Origin of the sequence: Terrimonas alba, from assembly GCF_042434975.1 — a bacterium.
In the GTDB taxonomy this organism is placed as follows: Bacteria; Bacteroidota; Bacteroidia; order Chitinophagales; family Chitinophagaceae; genus Terrimonas_B; species Terrimonas_B alba.
This window is the reverse complement of the sequence record NZ_JBHMQM010000008.1, coordinates 306,803-332,109: the sequence shown is the minus strand read 5'-3', so window position 1 is coordinate 332,109 and position 25,307 is coordinate 306,803. Positions and strand designations below refer to the sequence as shown.

At 41.8% G+C, this 25,307-nt stretch carries 24 protein-coding genes; 8 read left to right on the top strand and 16 right to left on the bottom strand.

From position 1 onward, the window contains the following. Positions 1-54: 54 nt before the first annotated feature. Positions 55-2,217 (top strand): S9 family peptidase, encoded by a 2,163-nt coding sequence (locus ACFEL9_RS22655; protein ID WP_385894844.1) that lies wholly within the window; start codon positions 55-57, stop codon positions 2,215-2,217. Position 2,218: 1 nt separating this feature from the next. Here ACFEL9_RS22655 and ACFEL9_RS22650 read toward each other — a convergent pair whose 3' ends face one another. Continuing rightward, positions 2,219-2,761 carry a hypothetical protein gene (locus ACFEL9_RS22650; protein ID WP_385894842.1) on the bottom strand — a complete coding sequence of 181 codons (543 nt, stop codon included), beginning with the start codon at positions 2,759-2,761 and terminating at the stop codon, positions 2,219-2,221. Positions 2,762-2,989: 228 nt separating this feature from the next. Between ACFEL9_RS22650 and ACFEL9_RS22645 the strand changes: the two genes are divergently transcribed. Beyond that, positions 2,990-6,439 carry a DUF8818 domain-containing protein gene (locus ACFEL9_RS22645; RefSeq protein ID WP_385894840.1) on the top strand — a complete coding sequence of 1,150 codons (3,450 nt, stop codon included), beginning with the start codon at positions 2,990-2,992 and terminating at the stop codon, positions 6,437-6,439. Between the two features lie 19 nt (positions 6,440-6,458). Here ACFEL9_RS22645 and ACFEL9_RS22640 read toward each other — a convergent pair whose 3' ends face one another. Next, positions 6,459-7,382, bottom strand: a complete 924-nt coding sequence (locus tag ACFEL9_RS22640; RefSeq protein WP_385894838.1) for a phosphoribosylaminoimidazolesuccinocarboxamide synthase — start codon at positions 7,380-7,382, stop codon at positions 6,459-6,461. 147 nt (positions 7,383-7,529) lie between these two features. Here ACFEL9_RS22640 and ACFEL9_RS22635 point away from each other — a divergent pair, with 147 nt between their 5' ends. From ACFEL9_RS22635 to ACFEL9_RS22625, 3 genes are all read left to right on the top strand, one after another. Continuing rightward, positions 7,530-10,214, top strand: coding sequence for a TonB-dependent receptor (locus tag ACFEL9_RS22635; RefSeq protein ID WP_385894836.1), 2,685 nt, complete (start codon positions 7,530-7,532; stop codon positions 10,212-10,214). A 40-nt stretch (positions 10,215-10,254) separates the two neighbouring features. Next, positions 10,255-11,472, top strand: coding sequence for a fasciclin domain-containing protein (locus tag ACFEL9_RS22630; protein WP_385894835.1), 1,218 nt, complete (start codon positions 10,255-10,257; stop codon positions 11,470-11,472). A 181-nt stretch (positions 11,473-11,653) separates the two neighbouring features. Beyond that, a complete protein-coding gene (locus ACFEL9_RS22625) occupies positions 11,654-12,259 on the top strand; it encodes a DinB family protein (RefSeq protein ID WP_385894833.1) in 606 nt (201 codons plus the stop codon). A gap of 70 nt (positions 12,260-12,329) precedes the next feature. Here the strand turns inward: ACFEL9_RS22625 and ACFEL9_RS22620 are convergent, their stop codons facing one another. The 3 genes from ACFEL9_RS22620 to ACFEL9_RS22610 form a co-directional block, all read right to left on the bottom strand. Further along, positions 12,330-12,743, bottom strand: a complete 414-nt coding sequence (locus tag ACFEL9_RS22620) for a hypothetical protein (RefSeq protein ID WP_385894832.1) — start codon at positions 12,741-12,743, stop codon at positions 12,330-12,332. A gap of 145 nt (positions 12,744-12,888) precedes the next feature. Then, positions 12,889-13,425, bottom strand: a complete 537-nt coding sequence (locus ACFEL9_RS22615; protein WP_385894831.1) for a hypothetical protein — start codon at positions 13,423-13,425, stop codon at positions 12,889-12,891. Between the two features lie 44 nt (positions 13,426-13,469). After that, positions 13,470-15,077, bottom strand: coding sequence for an OmpA family protein (locus ACFEL9_RS22610; protein ID WP_385894829.1), 1,608 nt, complete (start codon positions 15,075-15,077; stop codon positions 13,470-13,472). 134 nt (positions 15,078-15,211) lie between these two features. Between ACFEL9_RS22610 and ACFEL9_RS22605 the strand changes: the two genes are divergently transcribed. Beyond that, positions 15,212-15,673: a hypothetical protein gene (locus tag ACFEL9_RS22605; RefSeq protein WP_385894827.1), complete on the top strand. Its 462-nt coding sequence runs from the start codon at positions 15,212-15,214 to the stop codon at positions 15,671-15,673. 18 nt (positions 15,674-15,691) lie between these two features. Here ACFEL9_RS22605 and ACFEL9_RS22600 read toward each other — a convergent pair whose 3' ends face one another. The 7 genes from ACFEL9_RS22600 to ACFEL9_RS22570 form a co-directional block, all read right to left on the bottom strand. Continuing rightward, positions 15,692-16,111 carry an iron chaperone gene (locus ACFEL9_RS22600; RefSeq protein WP_385894825.1) on the bottom strand — a complete coding sequence of 140 codons (420 nt, stop codon included), beginning with the start codon at positions 16,109-16,111 and terminating at the stop codon, positions 15,692-15,694. Positions 16,112-16,250: 139 nt separating this feature from the next. After that, entirely contained in the window at positions 16,251-17,483 is a 1,233-nt protein-coding gene (locus tag ACFEL9_RS22595) for an RNA polymerase sigma factor (RefSeq protein ID WP_385894824.1), read from the bottom strand. A gap of 92 nt (positions 17,484-17,575) precedes the next feature. Next, a complete protein-coding gene (locus tag ACFEL9_RS22590; RefSeq protein WP_385894822.1) occupies positions 17,576-17,917 on the bottom strand; it encodes a YciI family protein in 342 nt (113 codons plus the stop codon). A 92-nt stretch (positions 17,918-18,009) separates the two neighbouring features. Beyond that, positions 18,010-18,483: a carboxymuconolactone decarboxylase family protein gene (locus tag ACFEL9_RS22585; protein WP_385894821.1), complete on the bottom strand. Its 474-nt coding sequence runs from the start codon at positions 18,481-18,483 to the stop codon at positions 18,010-18,012. A gap of 161 nt (positions 18,484-18,644) precedes the next feature. Next, positions 18,645-18,983: a DUF2185 domain-containing protein gene (locus tag ACFEL9_RS22580; RefSeq protein WP_385894819.1), complete on the bottom strand. Its 339-nt coding sequence runs from the start codon at positions 18,981-18,983 to the stop codon at positions 18,645-18,647. 60 nt (positions 18,984-19,043) lie between these two features. Then, positions 19,044-19,955 (bottom strand): PLP-dependent cysteine synthase family protein, encoded by a 912-nt coding sequence (locus ACFEL9_RS22575; protein WP_385894817.1) that lies wholly within the window; start codon positions 19,953-19,955, stop codon positions 19,044-19,046. A 331-nt stretch (positions 19,956-20,286) separates the two neighbouring features. Next, entirely contained in the window at positions 20,287-20,520 is a 234-nt protein-coding gene (locus ACFEL9_RS22570; protein WP_385894816.1) for a hypothetical protein, read from the bottom strand. Between the two features lie 295 nt (positions 20,521-20,815). Between ACFEL9_RS22570 and ACFEL9_RS22565 the strand changes: the two genes are divergently transcribed. Further along, positions 20,816-21,271 (top strand): hypothetical protein, encoded by a 456-nt coding sequence (locus tag ACFEL9_RS22565; protein WP_385894814.1) that lies wholly within the window; start codon positions 20,816-20,818, stop codon positions 21,269-21,271. A 230-nt stretch (positions 21,272-21,501) separates the two neighbouring features. On the opposite strand, the gene ACFEL9_RS22560 is transcribed toward ACFEL9_RS22565, so the two are convergent. Beyond that, positions 21,502-21,912 (bottom strand): ester cyclase, encoded by a 411-nt coding sequence (locus tag ACFEL9_RS22560; protein ID WP_385894812.1) that lies wholly within the window; start codon positions 21,910-21,912, stop codon positions 21,502-21,504. A 172-nt stretch (positions 21,913-22,084) separates the two neighbouring features. On the opposite strand from ACFEL9_RS22560, the gene ACFEL9_RS22555 reads away from it, so the two are divergent. Then, positions 22,085-22,672, top strand: a complete 588-nt coding sequence (locus ACFEL9_RS22555; RefSeq protein WP_385894810.1) for a 5'-methylthioadenosine/S-adenosylhomocysteine nucleosidase family protein — start codon at positions 22,085-22,087, stop codon at positions 22,670-22,672. A 135-nt stretch (positions 22,673-22,807) separates the two neighbouring features. Here ACFEL9_RS22555 and gloA2 read toward each other — a convergent pair whose 3' ends face one another. From gloA2 to ACFEL9_RS22540, 3 genes are all read right to left on the bottom strand, one after another. Further along, positions 22,808-23,191: an SMU1112c/YaeR family gloxylase I-like metalloprotein gene (gloA2, locus tag ACFEL9_RS22550; RefSeq protein WP_385894809.1), complete on the bottom strand. Its 384-nt coding sequence runs from the start codon at positions 23,189-23,191 to the stop codon at positions 22,808-22,810. Between the two features lie 949 nt (positions 23,192-24,140). Then, positions 24,141-24,578: a hypothetical protein gene (locus ACFEL9_RS22545; protein WP_385894807.1), complete on the bottom strand. Its 438-nt coding sequence runs from the start codon at positions 24,576-24,578 to the stop codon at positions 24,141-24,143. A 75-nt stretch (positions 24,579-24,653) separates the two neighbouring features. Further along, positions 24,654-25,262, bottom strand: a complete 609-nt coding sequence (locus tag ACFEL9_RS22540) for a hypothetical protein (protein WP_385894805.1) — start codon at positions 25,260-25,262, stop codon at positions 24,654-24,656. Positions 25,263-25,307 lie beyond the last annotated feature (45 nt).

The window sequence follows — 25,307 nt, the reverse complement described above, 5'->3', positions numbered from 1 at the left end:
CAAAGGCTTTTTTTGTTTTCAGAAGGTCGTATATTCAAGGATAAACTTGTCTGCATGAGCCACAAAAACTTTTGGCCCCTGGCACTGTTATTTATTATGTCATGTCAAAACGCTTCAACTATCAGTAAAGAAACCTATAAATGGCCGGAGGGTGTAATAGCCCCGGTGGCAGAGAAAAAGCCGAAAGAACTGGTGGCACACGGTGACACACGGATCGACAACTATTATTGGATGAATGACTTTTTCAAGAAAGGTCCGGATAGCACCAAAGTAGTCGATTATCTGAAAGCCGAAAACGCCTACCTGGATACCATGTTATCCGGCGCAAAAAAACTACGGGACGATCTTTTTACCGAACTCAAGGCCCGGATAAAGGAAAAGGATGAATCAGTTCCCTATAAGGATAATGGATATTGGTATTATCGCCGTTTTGACGAAGGAAAACAATACCCGGTCTATTGCCGGAAAAAAGAAAAACTGGATGCGGCTGAGGAAGTTATTCATGATGCTAACAAAGCGGCAGAGGGAAAGACTTATTACAATGCTACAGGCCTTGTAGTAAGCGATAATAATGAATTGCTGGCAATCGGCGAGGATGACGTAAGCCGGCGTTTGTATAAGCTTCGCTTCAAAAGTCTCCAGACCGGCGAATACTTTCCCGAAACCATCATCAATACACAGGGTGGCGCTTATGCGTGGGCCACTGACAACAAAACGGTTTTTTACATAAAAAAAGATATCGTCACATTGCTGGGCTACCAGGTATGGCGTCATGAATTAGGCACCGATCCTTCAAAAGATGTATTGATCTATGAAGAAAAAGACAACCGCCATTATATCAATGTCAGCCGTACAAAATCGAAGAAATTTATTTTGATTGGTTCTGAGCTGAGCGAACAACAGAGTGAGAATCGCTTCCTTGATGCTGCTAATCCAACCGGTGCCTTCACTGTTTTTTATCCAAGAACCATGGGATTGGTATATGATATCGATCATTACAATGACAAGTTTTATATCCGCACCAACCTGGATGCCCAAAATTTCCGCCTGATGGAATGCCCGCTGGATAAAACGGCAAGAGAAAACTGGAAAGAAGTAATTCCTCACCGGCCGGATGTTTACCTGGCTTCTTTCAGTATTTTCAAAGATCACCTGGTTGTTTCGGAAAGAAAAACTGGCTTAATGAACCTGCGTGTGATCAATCAAAAGGATAAGTCAGAACATTATATACAATTTGATGAGCCGGCCTATGATGCGGCGGTTAATATCAATCCTGATTTCAACACCAATATTCTTCGTTTCAGTTACCAGTCCCTGGTAACGCCGCCTTCCATTTACGATTATAACATGGACGCTAAAACGAAGGAGCTAAAAAAACAGCAGGAAATATTGGGCGGATATAACAAGGAGGAATATGCCACAGAAAGAATTTTCGCTACTGCGCGGGATGGTGCAAAAGTTCCGGTGTCAATCGTCTATAAAAAGGGATTTAAAAAAGATGGTGGCAACCCCTTATTACTGTATGCCTATGGATCGTATGGCGCCAGTATGGATGCAGGTTTCGATCGGGATGTGATCAGTCTGCTAAACAGGGGATTTGTATATGCCATTGCACATATTCGTGGTGGGCAGGAGATGGGCCGTCAATGGTACGAGGATGGCAAGATGATGAAAAAGAAAAACACTTTCACGGATTTCATCGATTGTGGTGAATTTTTGATAAAAGAAAAATATACTTCAAAAGGGCACCTGTATGCGATGGGTGGAAGTGCCGGGGGCTTGTTAATGGGAGCTGTTACGAATATGGCGCCTGATCTCTGGAACGGAGTAGTGGCTGATGTGCCCTTTGTAGATGTAGTTACCACCATGAGTGACGCTGATATCCCATTAACTACCGGCGAGTACCTCGAATGGGGCAACCCGGCAAACAAGGACGAATATTTTTACATGAAATCTTATTCACCGGTTGATAACGTAGAAAAAAAAGGCTATCCCAATTTGTTGGTGTTGACAGGTCTGCATGACAGCCAGGTGCAATATTTTGAGCCGGCCAAATGGGTGGCTAAGCTCAGGGAACTAAAAACCGATAACAATAAAATATTATTTCATACTAATATGGATGCGGGCCATGGCGGAGCTTCCGGCCGGTTTGATTACCTCAAGGAGGTAGCGCTGCAATATACATTCCTGCTGGTGTTGGAGGGAATTAATAACTGATCTAAAAAAAATAACTGGCAGCTATACCGGCGCTCCATAAAGCAGCTGTGTTGGAAAATTTTCGAAAATGGATCGCCGGTCCTGCGGAGATTTTTTCCGTTAAATAATAACCCGTAAAAAGATTAGTGCCAACGCCAACCCGGATATTTTGTTTATAAAGGTTAGCACCTGGTCCTGCAGATAGCCTGACAATTGATCGTTTAAATGGATGATATATAAGTCCCGGCATGATATGGATGTCGAAGAAATTACCAAATTCAAATCTATAACCATTTACAGTAATACTCTTTCCGATAAAGTAATGGACACCGCCGTTAACGGCAAAATCAATCTGTTTTGAATCGTTGCTATCCTTATATGGATGAAAGGGTTTCCACCAATAGTCAATTCCGGCACCGATGATATGCGAGTCACTGAAGCCGGTCAGTGGAGCATACAGACCAACTGATAATGCATTATTTTTTTTATCAACCTGTGTTACCTGCGCCGAAGATGTAGAAACAACAAATACTAAAAGGAAAAAGCTGAAGACATTTTTTTTCATGACTGGCTCAAACCGACATTAAATTTTTCATCCCAAAATTACAGGCAGGATGAAAATTTAATCAAAGGTTCCTCCTGACCCTATAATAATAAAAATTTACAAGAGAAATTTGCTTCTTTTTCCCTGAAATAACAGGGGGAGATATTTTTGGCGCAATAAAACACCGAATTTTGCGCTTTTGATAAAAACTCACTGCTATTGAATGGTTTGCGAAGGATATCGTTGATTTTGTTCGCCCTAGTTTTGACCCTGTGTAGCAAAGCCCAGTTGCCCGGTAAAAACAGCTCCAATCTGCGCCAGCGGGTTTTTGCTGTTGCAGCTGACAGCATCATCGTGGACACCACCAGTATCATTCCACAAACATTCACGGTTCAGGGGATAGATCCTGCTGATTACCGTCTCGATTTTATCAACGCCATTCTTCATTGGAATAAGCGACCTGCTACTGATAGCATTCGTGTTACTTATCGTGTGTTCTTTTATAAACTCAATCCCGTCGTTCAGCGAATGCAGGTTGACAGCGTTATCAATAGCATGGCCGTTGCGCCTTATGAGTTCAACAATGAATTGAGTGAAGAGCAGAAAGGCATTTTCAATTTCGGCAATATAAAAGCGGAAGGAAGTTTTGGTCGTCAAATCGCATTTGGCAATAGCCAGGATGCGGTATTAAACTCGACGCTTAACCTGCAGTTGAGTGGCATGCTGGGTGACAGCATCGAAATTCAGGCTGCTATTACCGATAACAATATTCCCATTCAACCGGATGGCACCACACAACAACTCAATGAATTTGACCAGGTGTTTTTGCAATTTAGAAAGAGAAACTGGCAGCTTAATCTAGGTGATATTGACATCCGCCAAAACCAAAGTTATTTCCTGAATTTTTATAAACGTTTACAGGGAGTCGCTTTCCAAACGACTAACAAGATTGGCAAAAAAGTGGAATCGAAAACACTGGCCAGTGGATCCATTGCAAAAGGAAAATTTACCCGAAATGTGATACAGGCACTGGAAGGCAACCAGGGCCCTTACCGCCTTACCGGCGCCAACAATGAATTTTTCTTCATCGTACTGGCTAATACAGAAAGAGTGTTTTTAGACGGCCAATTGTTGCAGCGGGGCGAAGACCAGGATTATGTGATTAATTACAACACGGCTGAAGTGACATTTACTCCCAAACGAATGATTACAAAGGACAGCCGTATTCAAATTGAATTTGAATATGCAGATCGTAATTTTTTAAACGCCAATTTTTATGTGTCGGAAGAGGTTGATTTTAATAAAAAATTGAAGCTGCGTGTCGGCGCATTTACCAATAGCGATGCAAAGAACTCCCAGATCAACCAGGTACTCAGCGTAGAACAAAAACAATTTTTGGCTGGCATCGGTGATAGCATTCAACGGGCTCTTTATCCTTCTGCCGCCATCGACACTTTCGCAGCAGGCAAAATACTATACGAAAAAGTTTATAACGGCATTGATTCTTTTTATCAATACTCCACTGATCCTTCATTGGCCCAATATAGTTTGTCTTTTATTGACGTCGGTGTTGGCCGGGGTAACTACATTCCTGATTTCAACGGCGCCAACGGGAAAGTGTATAAGTATGTGCCACCGGCAGGCACTCAACGCCAAGGCAATTTTGAACCTGTGACATTATTGGTGACACCGAAGAAACAACAGTTGGTAAATCTTGGAGTGGACTACGCTTTCACGGATAATACATTGTTGAAAACAGAAGTAGCCATGAGTAATTATGATGCCAATACTTTTTCAAAAATCAGCAATGGCGATGATAAAGGCTTTGCCGCAAAGTTTCAACTAAATAACACAAAGCAACTACGTGAAAAAAATAAGCTGCAATTGTTAACCGGCCTGGACTATGAATACGTTCAAAATAAATTTAAGCCGCTGGAGAGATTACGAACTGTTGAATTTTCAAGAGACTGGGGCTTGCCCATCCTGGTTCAGGAGGAAACAGAAAATATCATTCGTGCAACGGCGGGGATTAAGAATAACAGGAACCAATCGCTGATTTATAAATTCACCAATTATAAAAGAGGAAGCAACTACAACGGGTTTCAAAATGCAATCAACCAACTGACGGAATGGAAAGGCTGGCAATTCAACAACGAGCTGGTCATTACCAGTTTTGATGCGCTGAATGATAAAGGTGTTTTTTTCAGACCTACATTCGATCTAAGCAAACAATTAAAAAAACTCAGCAACTATCGTATCGGTTTTCGTTATGCCGAAGAACAAAATACTGTCAGGGATAAATCAACTGATACCTTGTCGCCATCGGCGTTTTATTTCGATAGTTATTCTGTGTACGTGAAATCCGATGAGGCTAAAAAGAATCGCTATGGCATCACTTTTTTTACACGGGCTGACAAGTATACTTATGGCAAAAGTTTTTTAAAAGGCGACCGGAGTTATAACCTTAATCTCCAGACAGAATTATTGGCAAATTCCAACCGTCAATTTTTTCTGAACACCACCTTCAGAAAATTACACATCATTAATCCGCTTGTTTCAAAACAAGAGGCGGATGAAACAATCCTGGGTCGGGCTGAATATGTGATGAATGAATTGAAAGGTTTGATAACAGGAAATGTTTTATATGAAGTGGGAGCGGGGCAGGAGCAGAAAAGAGATATGACCTATATTGAAGTACCCGCCGGCACCGGCCAATATGCCTGGATCGATTATAATGCAGACGGCATTCAACAATTAAATGAATTTGAGCTGGCTGCTTTTCCAGACCAGGCAAAGTTTATTCGTATCCTTACACCGACTAATGAATTTATAAAAGCTAACTATATCACCTTTAACTATAGTTTGAATTTAAATCCACGTTCCCTGCTGAATAAAAGTGACATAAAAGGGATAAGAAAGTTTGTATCAAAGCTAAACCTGCTGACCTCATTGCAGATCAGTAAAAAGTCAGTTGCCAAAGGAAGTTTTGAGTTTGATCCATTTAAATACAATGTAAACGACACGGCATTAGTAACGCTCAACACGGTGCTTGCCAACACCATTTCTTTTAACCGCTTCAATGCCGATTGGGGTATTGATATAAGCAACCTTCGTAATAATGGTAAATCATTATTGACCTATGGTTATGAAAGCCGCAGTATCAAAGACTGGACAGCGAAGTTCAGATGGAACATTAGCAGGTCCCTGGCTTTTACGTTAAATGGAAGAAGAGGAACCAATTCTTTGTTTACCCCCAATGCGCAATTCGATAATCGAAATTATGACCTGGATATCTATAGTGTTGAACCCTTGTTGACCTTTATCCGCGGTACTTCCTTCCGGCTGGCAACCGGCTATAAGTACGAGAACAAAAAAAATCTGCCTTCGTATGGTGGAGAGAAGGCTAACTCCAATTCTATAAATGTTGAATCGAAATACAATGTTTTGCAAAACAGTTCAATCACCGGCAAGTTCACGTTCAACAATATTGATTATAAGTCTGCGGGCGGTGCTGCTACATCAACCGTAAGTTATATAATGCTGGATGGGCTATTACCCGGCAAAAATTATCTCTGGTCGGTTATTCTGACAAAACGATTGCTCAATAATCTTGAGTTGAACTTTCAATACGACGGCAGAAAACCCGCATCAACAAAGGTTGTACATATCGGCAGAGCGTCGCTTACGGCTTTATTTTAAATGAGCCGGTGTTTTATCATTACACAAGACTATTCAACGCAGCTATGATGCGTTCATATGTTTCTGTTTCTGATAAGGGTTCGGGAACAAATTTTTTGCCGATCACTTTTTCATATAGTTCGATATAACGCTGTGATATAGTATTTACCCACTCATCGCTCATCACCGGAACTGTCTGTCCTTCTTTACCCATAAAATTATTGGCGATGAGCCATTCCCGAACAAATTCCTTGCTCAATTGTTTTTGCCGTTCTCCCCGTGCTTGTCTTTCCGCGAATCCATCGGCATAGAAATAGCGGGAGCTGTCGGGTGTATGAATCTCGTCCATCAGGTAAATAGTATTACCAATTTTTCCAAATTCATATTTCGTATCTACCAGTATCAGACCTTGCTTTGCGGCAATCTCTTTTCCTCTTTCAAATAATTGCAGAGTATATTCACTTAGAATTTTCCATTCCTGTTCGGTCGCTAAACCTTTTTCAATGATTGCGGCTGGTGAAATATCTTCATCATGCCCCTGTTCTGCTTTTGTTGAAGGAGTGATAATCGGCGTAGGGAAATAATCATTTTCCCTCATACCGTTTGGCAGTGTAGCGCCACATAGCTCCCGTTTACCACTATCATAAGTTCGCCAGGCATGACCGGTAAGGTTTCCTCTTACTACCATTTCAATTTTAAAAGGCACACATTTCTTACCAATAGAAGCATTGGGAGCCGGCACTGATTCAAGCCAGTTCGGGCAGATATCTTCTGTAGCTTTTAACATGTATGCAGCGATTTGATTTAACACTTGTCCTTTAAATGGTATGGGCCTTGAAAGTATAACGTCAAAAGCAGAGATACGGTCGGAGGCAATCATCACTAATTTATCACCGATCGTATAAACATCACGGACTTTACCGCTATAGAAAGCTGTTTGATTTGGAAATGAAAAATGATTCATTGGTCGAAATTAAGGAGGTGCGAAATTACACCCAATAAAGGAGTTTCGAAGATTTTAACAATTTCTCCTTTTTGCTTAAAAATTAATTTTTGGATGAACAACACAATTCTTATTTTACTGATATATTCCAAATTAAAAATGCCATATATGAGAAAAAACCGCCGCTTATTGATTGCTCTATTAGTGGTACATCTTCTTGCTATTGCTGGCCTCGCTCAATCCGTTACCATCTCCGGTACTATTCGCAATGCCGTCTCAAAAGAACCTATCCCTTCCGTATCAGTTGTTGTAAAAGGAACTTCATCCGGTACCTACACAAATGAAAACGGTGCGTTTAAATTAACCGTTGATAAAATACCGGTTACACTGGTTATAACTTCTGTAGGAGGTTTTGAAGCCCAGGAAATAACAGTAAGCAATGCCGACGCACCCGTTGAAATTGCTTTAACTCCTGTTTCCACCCTCGGACAAGAAGTGGTGGTATCAGCATCGCGTACACCGGAAAGAATATTAGAGTCACCCGTATCAATTGAAAGGGTAGGCGCCGCAGCTATCCGGAATAACGCTACCGCCAACTATTATGATATTGTAAATAAACTTAAAGGCGTAAATGTCATTTACTCTTCGCTCACGTATGCTACACCTACAACCCGCGGTTTTTCAGGTAGCGGTAATACACGTTTCAACCAGGTTGTAAATGGTATGGATAACCAGGCACCCGGGTTAAACTTTGCCGTAGGCATGGTGATTGGTTTGACAGAACTGGATGTCGATAATATGGAATTGCTTCCGGGTGCCTCTTCGGCCTTGTATGGGCCTGGTGGCATGAACGGAACATTATTGATTAATGGAAAAAATCCTTTCAAATATAAAGGGCTAAGCTTTCAAATCAAGCAGGGCATCATGCATACAGATGGCCGTCAAAGAGATCTTTCGCCGTACTACAACTGGAGCCTTCGCTGGGCCGAACAGATAGGAAAGAAATTCGCTTTCAAAATTGGTACCGAGTTGATCCAGGCCAAAGACTGGCAGGGCGATGATTATAGAAATTATAAACGTTCCGGTTCCACGGGTGTAATAGCAGATGGCACCCGCGAAACGGACCCCAATTATGATGGTGTGAATGTTTATGGAGATGAGGTTTCAATTAATTTGAAACAAAGAGTACTGCTTCCCATCGCACAGGCGGTTCCCTTCTGGGCTGATTATATTAATTCACTTCCGGCTAATATACCTGTTTCCCGTACGGGTTATACTGAAAAAGAATTGGTTAATCCCAATACTTTGGTGTATAAACTATCCGGCGCCCTGCATTACAAATTGACTGACGACATTGAAGCCAGTCTGAGCGGCTATTGGGGTACGGGTAATACGGTATATACCGGCAGCCAGCGTTACTCACTTCGTGATTTGAAAATGGGCCAGTATAAACTCGAGTTGAATCATAAGAATTGGTTTATCCGCGGTTATACCACCCAGGAAAATGCCGGCGGCGCTCATAACCTTACTTTTAATGCTGTTAGATTTAATGACGGTTGGAAAGCAGACGCCACCTGGTTTCAACAATATGGTTTTGCTTATGTCAATGCAAAATTGGGTGGCCGTAGTGAGTTAGATGCTCATAATATTGCCCGGTCTGTTGCAGACCAGGGGCGGCCTGTAGCTGGTTCTGTTGCTTTCCAGCAATTGTGGGATGCAACAAGAAAAAAACCAATTCCGGCCGGCGGTTTGTTTCTTGATCGTACTGACTTATACATGGTGGAGGGACAGTATAACCTGACCGATGCTATCAATAACGTCGCCGAAGTAATTGTGGGTGCAAACTGGAAACAATATGTATTGAATAGTGAAGGAACCTTGTTTGCTGACGAGCCCGGTAATCCTATCAAAATAAATGAAACGGGAGCTTATGTCCAGGTCGCAAAAGAAATAGTAAAAGATGTATTGAAGCTTACCGCTTCCGGTCGTTATGACAAAAACGAAACATTTTCAGACGGCCGTTTTACTCCGAGATTCACCGCACTGATCAAACCGGCAAAAGATCACAACATCCGTCTTTCCTATCAAACTGCTTATCGGTTTGCTTCCACACAGCAACAGTGGATTGATCTTGATGTAGTAACCGGCCGGCTGCTGGGAGGTGTTAAGTTTTTGTGGGATAAATACGATATGACCAATAACCCCGTATATGACCCAACCACCTTGCAGGTGGTACCTTATGTCGAATTCAAACCTGAAAGCGTTCAGTCGTTTGAAGTAGGTTATAAAACATTGCTGGGTCAAAAATTATTGGTGGATGCTTATTACTATTTCAGCGAATACAAGGATTTTCTTTCCCGTCGCGATGTTGTACAGAATCCGGGCACTGCTAATCAGCGTGGATTTTCAATTGTTGTAAATTCTCCGAGCAAAGTGAAAGCATCCGGTTGGGGGCTTGGCTTGGACTATATTTTGCCAAGGAACTTTACTATTTCAGCAAATATCTCATCGGATGAGTTGGGCGATGTACCAGATAAATTCCTTACATCATTAAATACGCCTAAATATCGGACAAATGTGTCTTTAAGTAATAGCGGCTTTGGAGCGAAAAATCGTTTAGGCTTTAATGTATCATGGAGATGGCAGGATGAATTCTATTATGAGAATGATTTCGCCAGCGGTGACGTGCCTGCCTATCACACGGTGGATGCACAGATCAGCTATAGAAAACCGGAAATCAAATCCACCTTTAAAATTGGCGCCAGTAACTTGCTCAATCAATACTATCGTACTTCGGTAGGTAATCCATCAATCGGCGGACTTTACTATATAAGCTATGGCTATAACCTGTAAGCCTCGAAAAAACAGGAAACCAAAAACAAAAAATAATCACATGAACCGATTAATAAATAACTGGCTCCGGTTTCTTACCGTGTTAAGTGCAATCGTATTGTTTTTTACAGCCTGCAATAAAGATTTGCCGGACGCAACGCCGATTACACCGACGCCGCCGAGCGGATCTTCTATTGCAGAAACCATATCAGGCGATGCAAATTTTAGCTTGCTGAAATTTGCAATAAATCGTGCGGGGCTAAATAACCTTTTAGCTGATAAATCTGCAACATTTACCTTTTTTGCCCCTGACAACACGGCTTTTCAATTATCGGGATTTGCCGATACTAATGCGATTAAGTTTTTGCCAGCGGCTCAATGGAATGCTATTATAAGTTACAATTTAATTGGTGGTCAAAAATATACAGCCGCATCCATTACACCTGCAAACCCCAGCCAAAATGCCTATTTGCAAAGTACACTTGTGATACAGGCACCTTCGGCCGCATTGCCACCTGGACTAAGAATGCCGATTTTTCCTGGCAAAATCGCGACCGGGCTTGTAGTGAATAATATTCCAGTTACACAGGCAGACATTGCTGTTGCGAATGGCGTTATTCATAAAACTTTAGCGATAGTGGCTCCCCCGACGAGGGTATTAGCGGATACCATATACAGGGTTGCGGACCTGACATACTACAAGGCCGCTATAGCAAGAGCTGATAGCGGGGCCACAGGTTTATCCAGGTTTGACTCGCTATTAAAATATCCTGTAACTAATATGACAGTGCTGGTTCCAAATGATGACGCCTTCAGGACACTGATATTTGGATTGGCGTATGGAAAAGCGTTGGCGGCAACGGGTGACCCTGCTACGGCCAATGCGATGGCCGCCGGTGCGGTGGCGGCAGGGCCAGCTTTCTTAAGTACCGATAATATCACTACCGCTGATATCAGGGCTATATTGGCTTACCATTTTCTTGCATCGCCAAATGCAAAAGGAGCATATGAGCCTAACTACAGAGCTTTTTCCATCAATTTCAGTTCTACACCTACCGCTTTCAAAACTTTAATAAATGGAGCAGTAGCAGTACATCCGGGAGTAATGGCTCAATCGACGTTTACAGGGCCGTTGGTATCTGGACTTACATTTTCCAGTTATGGAAGTTTCCCTCCGGGTGGTGCACCATTTAGTTATACGGCGAACGTTGTCGGTAAGGATCGCAATGCTGTAAATGGTGTCTTTCATATTATAGATAAGGTTTTGTTGCCGCAATAAATAATTTGTTGAAAAAGAATCAAATCAGGTAGTCATTTTGGCTACCTGATTTTTATTATTGTCACCGTCCGGCAATACTTCATCTAAAAATAATTTACCCGCCGTTTTATTTTAAGTAACTTTTACCATGCGATTATTCTGTTAATGAATTGTCGCATTTCTAAAACTAAACCTATTTGTCATGAAAAAATTACTGTTCTTCCTGGTTGCAGCAATCACTCTTTCATTTACAGCTGCAGAAGGTGTTTCAAAAAAAGAAAAGAAATCAGCGATCAAATTTTTAAAAGAAACGGAAAAAGGAGTGCTGGAGTCGGTGAAGGGATTAAGCGAAGCCCAGTTAAAATTCAAGCCGGCAGAAGATAGATGGAGTGTTGAAGATTGCATGAAGCATATTGCAGCAACAGAAATTGCTCTCTGGCAAATGACCAGTGGTGCACTAAAACAAGCTGCCAATCCTGAAAAAAGAGCTGATATCAAAATGACAGATGAACAGGTAAAAACGAAGATTGAAGACCGCTCGGTAAAAGTGAAAACCTTCCCGCCAATGGAACCTCAAAACACGTCTTATAAATCGATGGAAGAAGCCATTGCTTCCTTTAAAGACAACCGCAGCAAACTGATTGATTATACCAAAGGCACATCTGAAGACTTGCGAAACCATGTTGCCACTTTGCCATTTGGTAGTCTTGACTGTTATCAAATGATCCTGTTTATTGCTGCTCACAGCAACCGGCACATGCAACAAATAAATGAAGTAAAAGCTGATCCGAATTTTCCAAAGAATTAAAGCGCCAGTCGAAAAAATAAAAGCCCTGGCAGCACTGCCGGGGCTTTTTCCTGGTGCTCTCCATGGCTGATTATTGCACGGTTAGGTTAATTGCAATAAGTGTAGTACTACTGCTCATTTCATTGTTATTGTAATTGCACCCATTATAGTTGGCGGACAAATTTGTTTCATTGGTATGAAGTAACAACACTTTGTCAGCACCTGTAAAGCCTTTTGCAGGGATATACTGATAAATTAATGTTCCATTTTCATTCGTCCCTGTCTGGCTTAGTGAATAGTGGGATGCCTGTTTGTAAATGTTGACCCCGCCGGTGTTGGCAACATCCAATACATAAGTTTCACCAGGAGCAACTTTTGCATTGATTACCTTGTCGGGATTGAGTGAGGCTGGCTCTGCCAGGCTTTCTTTTGCATTTTTTGAGCAGGAGAGAAGTACTACGAGGGAAAAGAAAGAAATCGCTGAATAAGTAAAAACTTTTTTCATCACGATTTTATTTACGATAAATTTAATTTATTTGACAGGATGTGGCAAATAAAACTATGCACATAGCAAAGCCAAACTTCACGGCACAAGAAATGCCCGGCAATTTTTCATGGCCGGGCATTTCTTGTATAAAATAAACAAAGACTTACTGCCGGGTTATATGCACGGTGATTTTCCCCCGTGATATGTTAACCATATTACCCAGTTCGTCATGCACATTGCCACTAAACGAAATCGTAACAATATCCCTTACTGCGTCATAGTGCGTGATCCTGTACGTCATTACAGCTCCCGGATCATTGTTTGTCGATGAGTAGATGCTTTGTCTGCTGGCTGCCGATGCTGAAAAATACATAGCCGTGGCATGATCAGATCCATTGACGCCCGATTGGTATGACTTCACGGTAAAATTTAAATCAGCAAGGGATAAGGCGGTTGTGAACAATTGACCTGTTATTCTTTCTGTACCGGTTATAGCCAGGGTATAAGTGTTGTTGGCCTGCATGGCAGTGTCGAGAACAGCACTCATCGCTATATTGCCTGAATAGTAACGATTGCCATCATAAAAGGCCCAGGTATTAAGCTCGTCGCCAAAGGCTTTGACGTCGTCATAAGCAAATTTGGAACAGGATGAAAAAATAATAAGCAAGGTTAACAAAGCTGTGAAAAGAGATGGTTTCATCTGATTGGATTTTATTGGTACCTGGGTGATTCTAAAAAGTCGGTTTAGTTTTTCAAGATGGTAAATTCTACTCTACGGTTCAGTTGCCTGTTCTCCGGGGTGTCGTTAAGCGCCACAGGCTTTGTTTCACCATAACCTTGCGAACGGATGCGATTAGGAGAAATACCTTTTGACAAAATATATTCCATCACAGATCTCGCCCTGTTGTCACTTAATTTGAAATTGTACTCGTCCGAACCATAACTGTCGGTATGGGCGCTCATTTCTATTTCTATCGCAGGATTTTCCTCCAATAATTTTACCACGCGGTTCAGCTCCAGATGTGATTCGGCCCGCAGATCCCATTTGTCAAAATCAAAGAATACATTATTTAGTCTCACTACCTGGCCAATTTCGATGGGTACCAAATAGAGGTCTTTATGGATTTCCTTATAACCCGCTTTTACGAGGGAATCAAGATTCAGGTTCTCGGATTGAGCAAAAAATTTATCTGCAGTAGCCCTGATCACATAATTTTTGTCATAAGGTAATACGATCTTAAAAGCACCGTCATCGGGATTGGAAATAGCATTACCAACTTCTTCTCCATCCGGCAAAGTTTCATAGAGCAATGAAGCGCTGAGCGGTTCGTTTGTTTTTTTGTTATACACGTTACCACTAACCAATACAACCGGATCCGGTTTTTCCCGCTCCAGCAGTTTTACCCTTACGATATCACTTTCGCCATACGTGTCGGTACTGTTGGTGAGATAAGCATATTCACCACCTGCGTCCAAAGTAAAGAAGGCATCCCATTCAGGGGTATTGATAGGAGCACCGAGATTGACGGGGTCACTCCATTTTTGCCAGGTACTGTCGAGACGTTTACTCATCCAAATATCATTATCGCCTTGTCCGCCGGGTCGGTCGCTACTGAAGTAGAGTGTTACACCATCTGCCGCGAGGTAGGGTGTCATTTCATCATTCTTCGGCAGGTTTATTTTTTTGCCCAGTGATTTAGGTTCGGTCCAATATTTATCCTTTTGTAAAAAACTAACATAGATATCGTTGTTCACACCATTTTTTTCTTCGGTCATATAAAGCAACAGGGTCTTTCCATCGTGTGCCATGGTAGCTCCATTCTGCCGGCCCCTGTCATACTTCTGGTAGTTTTTGATGCGTAGTGCTTCAGGTTTGCTCCAATAGCCATCTTTATCGAGATAACTCATGCTTACACCGTTGCCCATATAATCACCATCGATAAAGGCATTGCGGATAAGAATGCGGTTGTTATCAGGCGATATCCAAAACACCGCGTTGTAGAAATAGGTGTTCAATGGATATTCCATATGATAGGCTTCGCTCCATCTACCAAAACTATCCCGCACGGCGTACCAGATATCCTGTGAATTGCGGATAGAATTGTACTTGGTATTCTGCGGATGGTTTTCACAGATGAAGAAGAGAATATTTCCGTCAGCAGATACGGTTGGCCTTAGTTCCGGGTACTGTGTATTTACTTTTGGCCCCAGGTTTTCGATCTTGATGATTGTCTCTGCTTTGATTATATTTTCTTTTTGAGGTATCAATGCGCCGGAGGTATCCTGCGAAGGCTGTGCAATTGCGTCTGTTATCCAAATCAATAGGATAAAAAAGAGAGTGGCTTTTTTCAAGGCAGTGGATTTTGGTAAAGCGGGTGTAAATTAACAGAAATCAATACAGGATAATATCGAAAAACTACTTGTGATTCTACGATAACCCTTTATTCTTTTGCAACGTAATATATAAACAGGGTGTCAGAACTGATATGAAATATACACTTAAATTATTAGGCATCGCTTGCCTCACCACTTTTACATTCAGTTGCAATAAGTCCGGGAGTAAAGTTGAAGTTGCTGACTCCCTGGTTGGCGAATGGGAACTGCGCCAAACCTCGGCAGCCATGAACCCGTTGGCAGGAAATTATTCGCCGGGCAACGGTAAAATAGTAAAGTTTACAGAGACCCGCTATTCTATCTACGATGGAGGACAGGTGGTAAAACAAGGAGAATACCGCATTGTTGCCGATCCGGGTGTTGAAACCAGTGTGTGCCTGGTATTTCCCGCCGGACAGTTTGCCAACCGGATCATTTATGACAATGATACAACAAGTGAAAAACAGTTTTTTCAAATTACCAACAACAGGTTAAGTATCGTTGCTGGTTGCTATGCTATTGACGCGGGTCACCGGGCCGATTATGAAAGAGTGAGTACCGGTAGTCATAATTGAAGCCCCTGACTGAAAAGTTTATTTCGATTGCTTTATTTCCTGCATCCGAAATTTTACAATCTTTCGAATGACATCAAAAGGCATCGGCCTGGTTAACGGAAATTTGATGGTACCCTTGGCTCCTTCATAGTTGGCCAATTCTTTAATCGCAGCTTCCATGAGTCTTGTTCTGGGGTATAAACTGATATGTTCCTTCCAGGCCGCATACCAGATAAGACCTTTGTCATCCAGTTTAAAAGCAGGCATGTTGTAGCTGATCATATCTTCAGCAGTTGGCGATACTTGCCGGATCGTTTGTCGAAGCTGCCTGACAATACTTTTTGTTGCTGCAGGCAAAGTTGCTATATATTCTTGTACGGTTTTAAATTTGATGGCAACTGGTGTTTTCTTCTTTGCTGCTTTTTTAGTTTTGGCCGAAGCTTTTGTCGAAGTTGCCATGGTTCACAGTTTTAGGATATGAACTTACATCATTATACAATGGCTACAACTGTACAGAGGCGACAAAAAAAGGGCGATTTACGACAGCCGTCTTATTAATGCAAAGCATGATGATACTTTTAATGATGGGTAAATACAATCAGAGTGTCTCCATTTTTTCACGGATCAGTGTTTTTTCCGACTCAGTTTTCGCCAGGGAAAAGGCTTTTTGAAAATGATCTCTTGCTTTTGTTTTGTCGATGGTTTTATACAATTCACCGAGCAGCACAAAGTAAAAATGATTGCTGTCCAGCTTAAGTTTTTCAGCCTCGATCAATGCTGTTTGAGCGCCATATACTTTATATAACGCATAGGTTCTGTTCAGGGCAACGCCGGGTGAATAATTCACCATCAGCAATTGATTATACAATTGCAGAATTTCTTCCCATTTTTCGCGGCTATCATCTTTGATGCAATGCCAGTAAGCAATTCTTGCCTCCAGGTGATAAGAACTTATTTCATTGCCTTGTAATGAGCAGTCAAGGAAATGGATCCCCTGGCTGATCATTGATTGGTCCCATAGCGTTGCATCCTGCTGATCATACAATATCAGCGATTGATCATTTGCCTGGCGGGCATTGAAACGGGAAGCATGAAAACACATCAGGGCAATCAATGCATTTGTTTTTGGCAGATTGGTCGTTTCATAACCAGTTAATAATATTCCCAATCGCAACGCTTCAATACAAAGCTCCTGGCGAAGCACCTGGTTTTGCGTTTTAGAATAGTAACCTTCGTTGAACAAGAGGTAAATAATATGTAACACATTGTCGAGTCGACCGGCTATTTCATTGGTAGGCGGCATTTCTAACTGCACTTTTTCAGCCCGCAATTTTTCTTTAGCCCTGAAGAGTCTTTTATTGATCGCTTCCTTATTAGATAAAAAGGCTTCGGCAATTTCATCGATACCAAAACCGCAAAGTATACGCAACGCCAAACCGATTTGTGCTTCGCTGGCTATGACAGGATCACAAATGGCAAAAAGCATTTGCAGCTGGCTGTCTTGAATGTTTTGCATGGAAAAATCAGGTTCGATAGCGGCTATCTCTTTTTCCTCCTGCGATGCCAGGGCAGGGACAATTTTTGTTTCAAAAATTTTATTTCGCCGAAAGTGATACAATGTTTTTTGCCTGGCCACTGCATAGAGCCAGGCGGTAGGGTTGGGCGGAATGCCTTTCGCATCCCAGGTCTCCGTTGCCTGCAAAAAAGTTTCGCTGACGATATCCTCTGCTATTTCAATATGCTGCAGGCCAAACAGCTTGCTGATAACAGCCACCATTTTTGAAAACTCCTGCTGAAACAGGTGTTTGAGCGATAAGTGTTCTTCTTTCATTGTCATTCCGGGCTTGGCGAAATAAATCAGTTTGTTTGTCCTATTGAGTTTGTTGAAATAAGACAAGCAAACTGATTCTTGTTTACTATGGTTTAACTTCCGTAGACTGGCCGAATCTCCACGCTGCCGCCCTCATCAATGGCGGGACATCCATGCGCAAGGGTAGTGGCTTCCTCCAGGCTATTCGCTTTTACAACGATAAAGCTGCCTAGTATTTCTCTTGTTTCTACAAATGGTCCATCCGTGATAACACCACCTGTTTTCAGCACTTTGCCTTCCATCGACAACCGGTTGCCATTGCTGACCATTTTTCCCTGGGCAGCAATGCCACCAGCCCAGTCCTGCCATTTTTTTCCAAGGGCCTGCATTTTTTCGGGTGTAGCCTTGCTATAATCGTAGTTTGGCTGTCTGAATAATAACATAAACTCTTTCATATGTATTTATTTAATGGCCTGTCAATACTGCCTGACAATAGTTAGTTAAACAGGCCGTGATAAAAATTATCATTGAAAAATCCGGTTGCAACTTAATTTGATTTCGCTGCATATTGCCCCGGCTGATAATCACCGGCCGGTGTTCGAAACGCAATATTAATGCGATTGTAGCTATTTATCGTTACAACCGCCATCGTGAGTTCGATCAGTTCTTCTTCTGTAAACTGTTCGCTGGCTATGGCATACACTTTATCCGATACATGACCTTCGTGCAATTTTGTAATTGCTTCGGCCCACGCCAGCGCTGCACGTTCCTGCTCAGTATACATCGGTGCTTCACGCCAGGCGTCCAGCATATATAGGCGTTGCTCGGTTTCTCCTTTTGCCCTCAGGTCTTTCGAATGCATATCCAGGCACATGGCACAACCATTGATCTGTGATACGCGGAAGTAAATTAAGTTCAACAGTCCTTTGTCCAGTGATGATTTGGCCAAATAGCCGCCCAGTCCATACATTGCTTTCAAAGCAGCTTGTCCTTTTTCGAATAGATTGATTCTTTGTTCCATGTTGTTGTATTTTATTATTGAATGCTTGCCTGCCGCGGCAGGTTTGGGTTACACTTCAATAATGACTGAGATTGGACAAATTGGACAGGGAAGGAGAAATTTTTTTTTGAAGGAGTGCAGTCTGAAGATAACAGCTGCGAGACAAAATTATCTGGTACAAATTAACCGGGAATAATTTGAAATGTATAAGTCAAAGGTATTTTTTCAAGCTCTGTTCCAAATGGCAAATGTAAGTAAGGGATTATTGACCTGTCATAATTTGCAATTGTATTTACCTTATAAAAAGATGAATTTTCAGGATTATCAACATAGTCCTGATCTTCGGTTCCGGAAAAGAATCGCCAACCGCTGTCTACTTCGTTAATTGGTTCGTCCCGATACATATAATTGACCTTTTCTCCAGCTACCGTTATTTTATCAGTTGCAATACATGCACCCAGTGGTTCAATGAGTTTGACTATTTGATCAGCTTCTAATTTGAATTTTTTGTTTTCTGCCATATAAAACACAATAATAGCTAATAAGCGTATGTCACAAAAAAATCTTAATCTAGAATTTTCTTACTTGTACAATTCACCCTGCAGGTATTTCAATCCCGAATCAATCACGACCGTCACAATTCTTTTTCCCGCACCGATGATCCTTGCCCGTTGAATAGCGGCCCAGACATTGGCGCCGGAAGTAGTGCCGCCAAATATTCCTTCCTTTCTTGCTAACTCTCTTGCTGTGTGCATGGCATCCTCATCAGACACCGCCATTATTTCGTCGGCAAGGTCGAGCCTGCAGATAGAAGGTACAAAGCCTGCCCCTATACCTTCAAGTTTATGCTTGCCCGATACATCGCCACCCGACAACGACCGCACATGCAAGGGCTCGATCGGAATGCAACGAATGCCGGGAACTTCATTTTTAAAAATTTCAGCATTACCCGAAAAACAACCACCTGTTCCGACACCGGTGATAAACTCATCGATCCGGTTGCCCATTGCACCAATGATCTCCCTTGCCATTTTATGATAGGCATTTCGATTGTCAACATTATTAAATTGATCCGTCCAGAAAGTATTAGGATTGGTGCTTAGTTCTTTTGCCCGCTGTATCAAAGTATCAATCAGCTTTGCCGTTATCATTTTATTTTCACTGGGAATTATTTCCAGTTCGGCACCAAAAGCTCTCATTGTTTGCAGCTTCTCCTCGGCAAAAGCATCCGAGGTAATAAAATGTGCTCTATAACCTTTATGGGCGCACACCATTGCTAAACTGCTGCCAGTACTGCCGCCGGTATATTCTACGACGGTGCCACCCGTTTTTAGCTGACCTCTTTTTTCTGCGCCTTCGATCATCGAAAGAGCCATCCGGTCCTTCATGCTGCCCGTGGCATTAGCGCCTTCATATTTTACAAATATATCCGCACACCCCGGCTCTGATAGTCGTTCCAGTTTTATCAGTGGTGTGTTACCAATTGCTTTCATGTTATTTTGATTGAACTAAAAATGTTTTATTCGAAAGATACGGGTGATGTCTCTTTCGTACGGATATTTTTAATAACACCCTGTTTCCGGGATAGCGACTGTCAAATTTTCCGGCAGTTGGAATCTGTTATCATCTGCAACTGGATAATAGAATGCAGGAAAAATAAGGAAGTAATGCCAAAGAGATGCATCGCCCAATTGTCGCTTGCCGTTTTCTGAGTCAAACCCCTGAACGAAAAAATTACTGAATCTGCCAATTAGTGAAGAGATAGGATGCTTAGCTGGAAAACAAACGAGCCTTACTGTGTGGAGGTAAGGCTCGTTATAATAATTATTGTTTGCTGGTGCCGCTACGAAGAATGGCTACCAATAACAAAATAAAAACAGCAGCACCTACAATCCATACCCAGGGTTGCTGGTACCATGCGCTTTCTTTTTTTATATTGATATCGACATCCACACCCTTTTCCTGTGCAAATGCCAGGGCATTTGTCATACTTAGCATGATCGCCAGCACCAGTTTTGTAAAAACCTGCTTCAGCCCGGTGATTTCGCGTTTGAACATAATAATTGATTTTGTTTAAATGATCATCTTTTGTAACCCAAAAATGGTTCCAGTACGGTCCCCTGTGATATCGTCGTTTTTCCACCGGGAACCCTGCCGCATTGAGCAAAAAAATCTACATAATACAGTAGAAAGCAGGTGAAATGATGAGAGGAGTAGGTAAACTGCCGTATCAAAAACGGATAAATACGAAGGCTGATGAATAAATACGATGTTCGGCTGATGATAAGGCTCAATTTTTGAAGCCTGCATACTAAAGCGAAGATTATTCTTGTTATAAGGCAAATCCGGTACCATGAAAAAACTTGTACTTATATTACTTGTCTTACCCTGTTTGGCGAATGCGCAGTTTGAATGCGAAAATCACACTGCCATCGGCTTGTCGTATATACTGCCCAAATCGGCTTCAGCAGAAGTGGCTTATTTCACCAATATTGGTTTTACGGCCGGCATGGGTGTAGCTTATTCAACACCTGTCACTACTACTATAAAAAGCGGCACGGAGGAGATCACAGAAAAATCCAACATGCTGAATATTTTTGGTTATGTGGGTTATCGGCTGGTACAGGTAGACTATAAATTCTCGGGCTTTTTAAATGCCGGTTATGTCATGGGCGATGCCAGCAGCATCCAGCCGATGATTTCCTCTAAATTTTTGTTTCCTTCCGGACAAAAAGCATTTGCCATTGAACCGCTTTATATTTTCAACCGCGGGTTTAGTGGCCGGGCATCGCTGTATATTAAATTGTAAAGCCATTCAACTTTCACTGGCCTGGCTTACCGGTTCATAAAAAAGCGTGACAGTACCGGATAGGTGAGGCGTTGCTTTTAATAATTTCAACCCGATGATACGCTCAGTAATGTTTCTAAAAAGGGGCAAACCCTTTCCCAAATACGATAGGCTGAACACAGAATAGGCAATAGATTAATTGACGCAATACTACTCTATTGCATCTGATTATTCAATTAAGCAAAGATTGATCAGGCGGTTAGTTCATTGGCGGATACCATCCTAAATCCTAACTGCTGGTACATGCTGAGAAAATCAAAATTGTTCCAGCCTTCTGCGATCTTGCCATTGTTGATACGAACACAGGTCATACCCGTGAAATGTACAGGCTGTCCATTGGCAGTAGTAGCATCTACAGAGCAGCGGCCCGTTTCATAATCGTCCTGTGCCACTACTTCTTCCACATTGACATGAATTTGTGGAAACTGGTTTCGAAAATTGCGGAAAAATACTTTGAAACCATTGGTCCCGTTTTCTCTGATTTCATCAATACCATGAACGATAGCATCGGCTTCCATCATTTCATCAATAGCCTCTTCACGGCCATTGTTCCAGACTTCTTCCATCCAGCGATAAGTGAGGGTTGAATTTTTGGCAGGCATAAAAGGTTATTTAAGATTAGTAGCTGAAGGTAGAACAATTGGCGGAATCTGAACGCTGGCAGTGACAGGAGCTGCTGATAAGGTAGTGCAGCCTGGTGCATCGATCATTTCCCTTTTCGGTTTGATAAAGCTCATTTGCCCGTTGAAACAGGGCACACTACATTTGCCGGGCATGACAAATCAATTTCAATTAACGGAATCATCCATCCAAAATGCACTTTTTGTATTTGCGCTGGAATCGGAAGAAGCGGGTGAGTTTGATGGCCGCAATAAGCTGATCACCGGCATTGGTAAAGTGAACGCAGCGTATGCACTCACCAAACATCTCCATACACAAAAACCGGGCTTGATCATCAATCTGGGCTCGGCAGGCAGTAATGTTTTTAAGCGGGGCGAAGTGGTTTGTTGCACCCGCTTTATCCAGCGTGATATGGATGTAAGAGGGTTGGGTTTTGCCATGTACGAAACACCGCTGTCGGGTATCCCGCCGGTGCTGGAATATGGATTGAAGATGGACGGATTACAGCAAGGGATCTGCGGCACGGGTGACAGTTTCCAAATGGATCATTCGTCATCCGATTATAATATCATTGATATGGAAGCTTATCCCCTGGCGCTGACGGCGATGAAAGAACAAATCCCATTTCTATGTCTCAAATATATTTCCGACGGCGCCGACGGCTCGGCTGCCGAAGACTGGATGGTGCAGGTTCACCTGACAGCAAGGGCGTTTAAAAAAATCTTGTTCCCGAACGGATAAGGCAAATGGGAGGGAGCTCATGTTTATTTTTTTTAACCATACAAGGCATATAAGGCATTTAAGCACGAACTCCTTGGATTTCTTGTATGCCTTGTATGGTTAAAACTATTTGTTCATCCATGCTGGCACCGACGCTCATTTCTCATAAAACTCTATGGGTAAATTGTCAGGATCGCTGGTAAAGGAGAATCGTTTGTTAGTGATCTCGTCAATACGGATCGGTTCCACCTCAATATGGTGTTTTTCAAGATGGGAGATGATGGTTTCTAAATTATCCACTTCAAATGCCAGGTGGCGAAGGCCCGTTGCTTCAGGTCTTGAGAGTCGTTTAGGCGGATCAGGAAAGGAAAATAGTTCGATGATATAATTTCCATTTAAGGAAAGGTCAAGTTTGTAGGAAGCTCTTTCCTCCCTGTAGGTTTCGTTGATGACCGTTAAACCCAGTACATCAATATAAAATCTTTTGGATGCTTCATAGTCTGAGCAAATGATGGCGATATGATGAATGTTGTTTAGCATAAGTCGCAAATTGAAATTTTCCTTTTGTTAATCGGATATACAATCCGGGCTTTTTAGCTAGCCCGTATCGAATCACGATACTATTCCTTAGCTAACCCACCGACCAAGTGTTTTATATAGCCTCCATTTTCCATTTTGCCGTTTTAGAATAAGTAAACGACCCTCTCCACAAAGTTTTCCGCAATAATGGCCGATTTTAAGTATGCAAGCTTGTCTGTCAATACTAAAATAAGGGATTGATAAACTGAAACGATCAATTTTCCGGGAATCGCCAGCCCTTATGAAAGTAGTGCTGTCGAAAAGGGAGCTATCCCAAACTATATCCTTTGTTTGTGTAATTTGCCTCATTATAAATTCCACGTCTGCCTCCGAAAAAACAGAATCTATTTCAGCCAGGTGTTCAAGAAATCGTCTTGATAGGGTAGTATGTGGGACGCTTGAAAGTGTGGATATTGGTTTGTGGCTTAGCAACGACCTTGTTTCATTCAAAAAAGTCTTTATCTCTTTTTTGTTATAGTTAAAGAGTCCATTTTTTGAGCTATTGCGGCTTGTGATACAAAAGCCATTAGTATCGTCATCGTAAGCCTTAACTGGGGGCTCTTAAACATCTTAAATATCATCGATAAAACAATTAAAGCCATATATATTATAATCGATGGAAACATTATTTATTGACCAGAACTTTTGACTTTTTCATTTTACAACTTCCATAAGCCGGGTATCGGAAAATGTTTGAAAAAAAGCTTTTTTCGCTGCATGACGGACTGGCTTTTACATTATGAACGCTAAGACGTTGCTTATTTATTTTTTGAATTAATTTTAAATGATATGCCGCCGCCAAGAAAAAACTTTCGTGATTGACCAGCCTCAGCATATGCGCCAAATTTTTGATTTATCCAGTATCGAAATCCCAAAATGCCACCAACACTGAATGCATCAACCTTATAGTTCAAACTGTCGCGATAAATGTTTGATTGGTCATACGTGAGAGATCGGTGATATAGCCGGAAAATAAGGCGACATATAAATCTGTCTTTTCATCTTTTATAACAAGAGGACTAAGATGAATGGTATTTCGTATACCAATATCCCAGCCCTTCCAAACATCTTTATAACCTACTAATGGATGATCAAACTTGAAGAAACTATAAGTGTAAGTCCCGTACAATCCTAAACTTAATAGTTTACTGAATGAATACTCGCCGCTTGCATTTAATGACGGAATACCACTGTTTTCCGTTGATGTGAGCCCACTCGGATAACCATAACCCGAAGAAGCCCCGAAATTGATGATTAGGTCATGCTTTTTGTTTTGTGACTGCCCGGCAGATGTAAGAAATACGATGGCTGCAAGCGTCAGAAAATATGTAAGAAAATGTTTTTTCACTAAGGGTTGATTTGATTCACTGAATATCTATAACGTAGAAGGCAAAATGAAGTGACTCTGGACGGCAGAATTGGGTTACCACTTTAGTTGTAATGACTTCCACATCATATCAATAATTTTTTGGCCCTGGCTCCCTTCCTCTTCGTCCATGCGCATGGTAACGATCATTAAGCCGGAATCTTTCTTGCCAATTGAAGCTATTTCATAGATATTAACTTCATCCTTGTACCGCAGCGCTGCTTTTGTCACTACCAGTTCCTGCCCGGATCTTAAGATCTTTTTATAACTGGTTCGTTTTTCTTCAAAGCCATAACTAATACTTTCCTTCGTAACCTCGTTTAACATGAATTCGTTTAGCGTCGAGGGGTTCATTGATTGATAATTTTGAATCAATAAGCCGGCCCCCTCCGCCGTTAATAGAGAAATTTGTTCTATTCCTTCGTCAACCGAAGCATTGGAAATCTTAAAGCCTTTTGGATAAAGGAAACTATATAGGTTGTTGCTATAAGTCAGGGTGTCTTTTTGAATAAGTTTGAAGCCTATTTTTTTCCCCTTCACCACAAGATTGTAGGGTTTGTCAAGTGCCACATTCAGCGAAGTATCATTCCACTGCAGTATATAATCTTCCTGGCTGTTCGCTGCCAGGGTAAAAAAGACGGAAATAAAAATAAGTACAAGTTTCATTTTTTATTTTTTGAATCGGATGGTCAAATGGAGGAGAGTGTAGGA

What these genes read in the sequence shown, in the direction of transcription:
- ACFEL9_RS22655 (WP_385894844.1), top strand. Translation starts at nt 55, where the DNA reads ATGAGCCACAAAAACTTTTGGCCCCTGGCACTGTTATTTATTATGTCA.
- ACFEL9_RS22650 (WP_385894842.1), bottom strand. Translation starts at nt 2,761, where the DNA reads ATGAAAAAAAATGTCTTCAGCTTTTTCCTTTTAGTATTTGTTGTTTCT.
- ACFEL9_RS22640 (WP_385894838.1), bottom strand. Translation starts at nt 7,382, where the DNA reads ATGAATCATTTTTCATTTCCAAATCAAACAGCTTTCTATAGCGGTAAA.
- ACFEL9_RS22635 (WP_385894836.1), top strand. Translation starts at nt 7,530, where the DNA reads ATGAGAAAAAACCGCCGCTTATTGATTGCTCTATTAGTGGTACATCTT.
- ACFEL9_RS22630 (WP_385894835.1), top strand. Translation starts at nt 10,255, where the DNA reads ATGAACCGATTAATAAATAACTGGCTCCGGTTTCTTACCGTGTTAAGT.
- ACFEL9_RS22625 (WP_385894833.1), top strand. Translation starts at nt 11,654, where the DNA reads ATGAAAAAATTACTGTTCTTCCTGGTTGCAGCAATCACTCTTTCATTT.
- ACFEL9_RS22620 (WP_385894832.1), bottom strand. Translation starts at nt 12,743, where the DNA reads ATGAAAAAAGTTTTTACTTATTCAGCGATTTCTTTCTTTTCCCTCGTA.
- ACFEL9_RS22615 (WP_385894831.1), bottom strand. Translation starts at nt 13,425, where the DNA reads ATGAAACCATCTCTTTTCACAGCTTTGTTAACCTTGCTTATTATTTTT.
- ACFEL9_RS22605 (WP_385894827.1), top strand. Translation starts at nt 15,212, where the DNA reads ATGAAATATACACTTAAATTATTAGGCATCGCTTGCCTCACCACTTTT.
- ACFEL9_RS22600 (WP_385894825.1), bottom strand. Translation starts at nt 16,111, where the DNA reads ATGGCAACTTCGACAAAAGCTTCGGCCAAAACTAAAAAAGCAGCAAAG.
- ACFEL9_RS22595 (WP_385894824.1), bottom strand. Translation starts at nt 17,483, where the DNA reads ATGAAAGAAGAACACTTATCGCTCAAACACCTGTTTCAGCAGGAGTTT.
- ACFEL9_RS22590 (WP_385894822.1), bottom strand. Translation starts at nt 17,917, where the DNA reads ATGAAAGAGTTTATGTTATTATTCAGACAGCCAAACTACGATTATAGC.
- ACFEL9_RS22585 (WP_385894821.1), bottom strand. Translation starts at nt 18,483, where the DNA reads ATGGAACAAAGAATCAATCTATTCGAAAAAGGACAAGCTGCTTTGAAA.
- ACFEL9_RS22580 (WP_385894819.1), bottom strand. Translation starts at nt 18,983, where the DNA reads ATGGCAGAAAACAAAAAATTCAAATTAGAAGCTGATCAAATAGTCAAA.
- ACFEL9_RS22575 (WP_385894817.1), bottom strand. Translation starts at nt 19,955, where the DNA reads ATGAAAGCAATTGGTAACACACCACTGATAAAACTGGAACGACTATCA.
- ACFEL9_RS22570 (WP_385894816.1), bottom strand. Translation starts at nt 20,520, where the DNA reads ATGTTCAAACGCGAAATCACCGGGCTGAAGCAGGTTTTTACAAAACTG.
- ACFEL9_RS22565 (WP_385894814.1), top strand. Translation starts at nt 20,816, where the DNA reads ATGAAAAAACTTGTACTTATATTACTTGTCTTACCCTGTTTGGCGAAT.
- ACFEL9_RS22560 (WP_385894812.1), bottom strand. Translation starts at nt 21,912, where the DNA reads ATGCCTGCCAAAAATTCAACCCTCACTTATCGCTGGATGGAAGAAGTC.
- ACFEL9_RS22555 (WP_385894810.1), top strand. Translation starts at nt 22,085, where the DNA reads ATGACAAATCAATTTCAATTAACGGAATCATCCATCCAAAATGCACTT.
- gloA2 (WP_385894809.1), bottom strand. Translation starts at nt 23,191, where the DNA reads ATGCTAAACAACATTCATCATATCGCCATCATTTGCTCAGACTATGAA.
- ACFEL9_RS22540 (WP_385894805.1), bottom strand. Translation starts at nt 25,262, where the DNA reads ATGAAACTTGTACTTATTTTTATTTCCGTCTTTTTTACCCTGGCAGCG.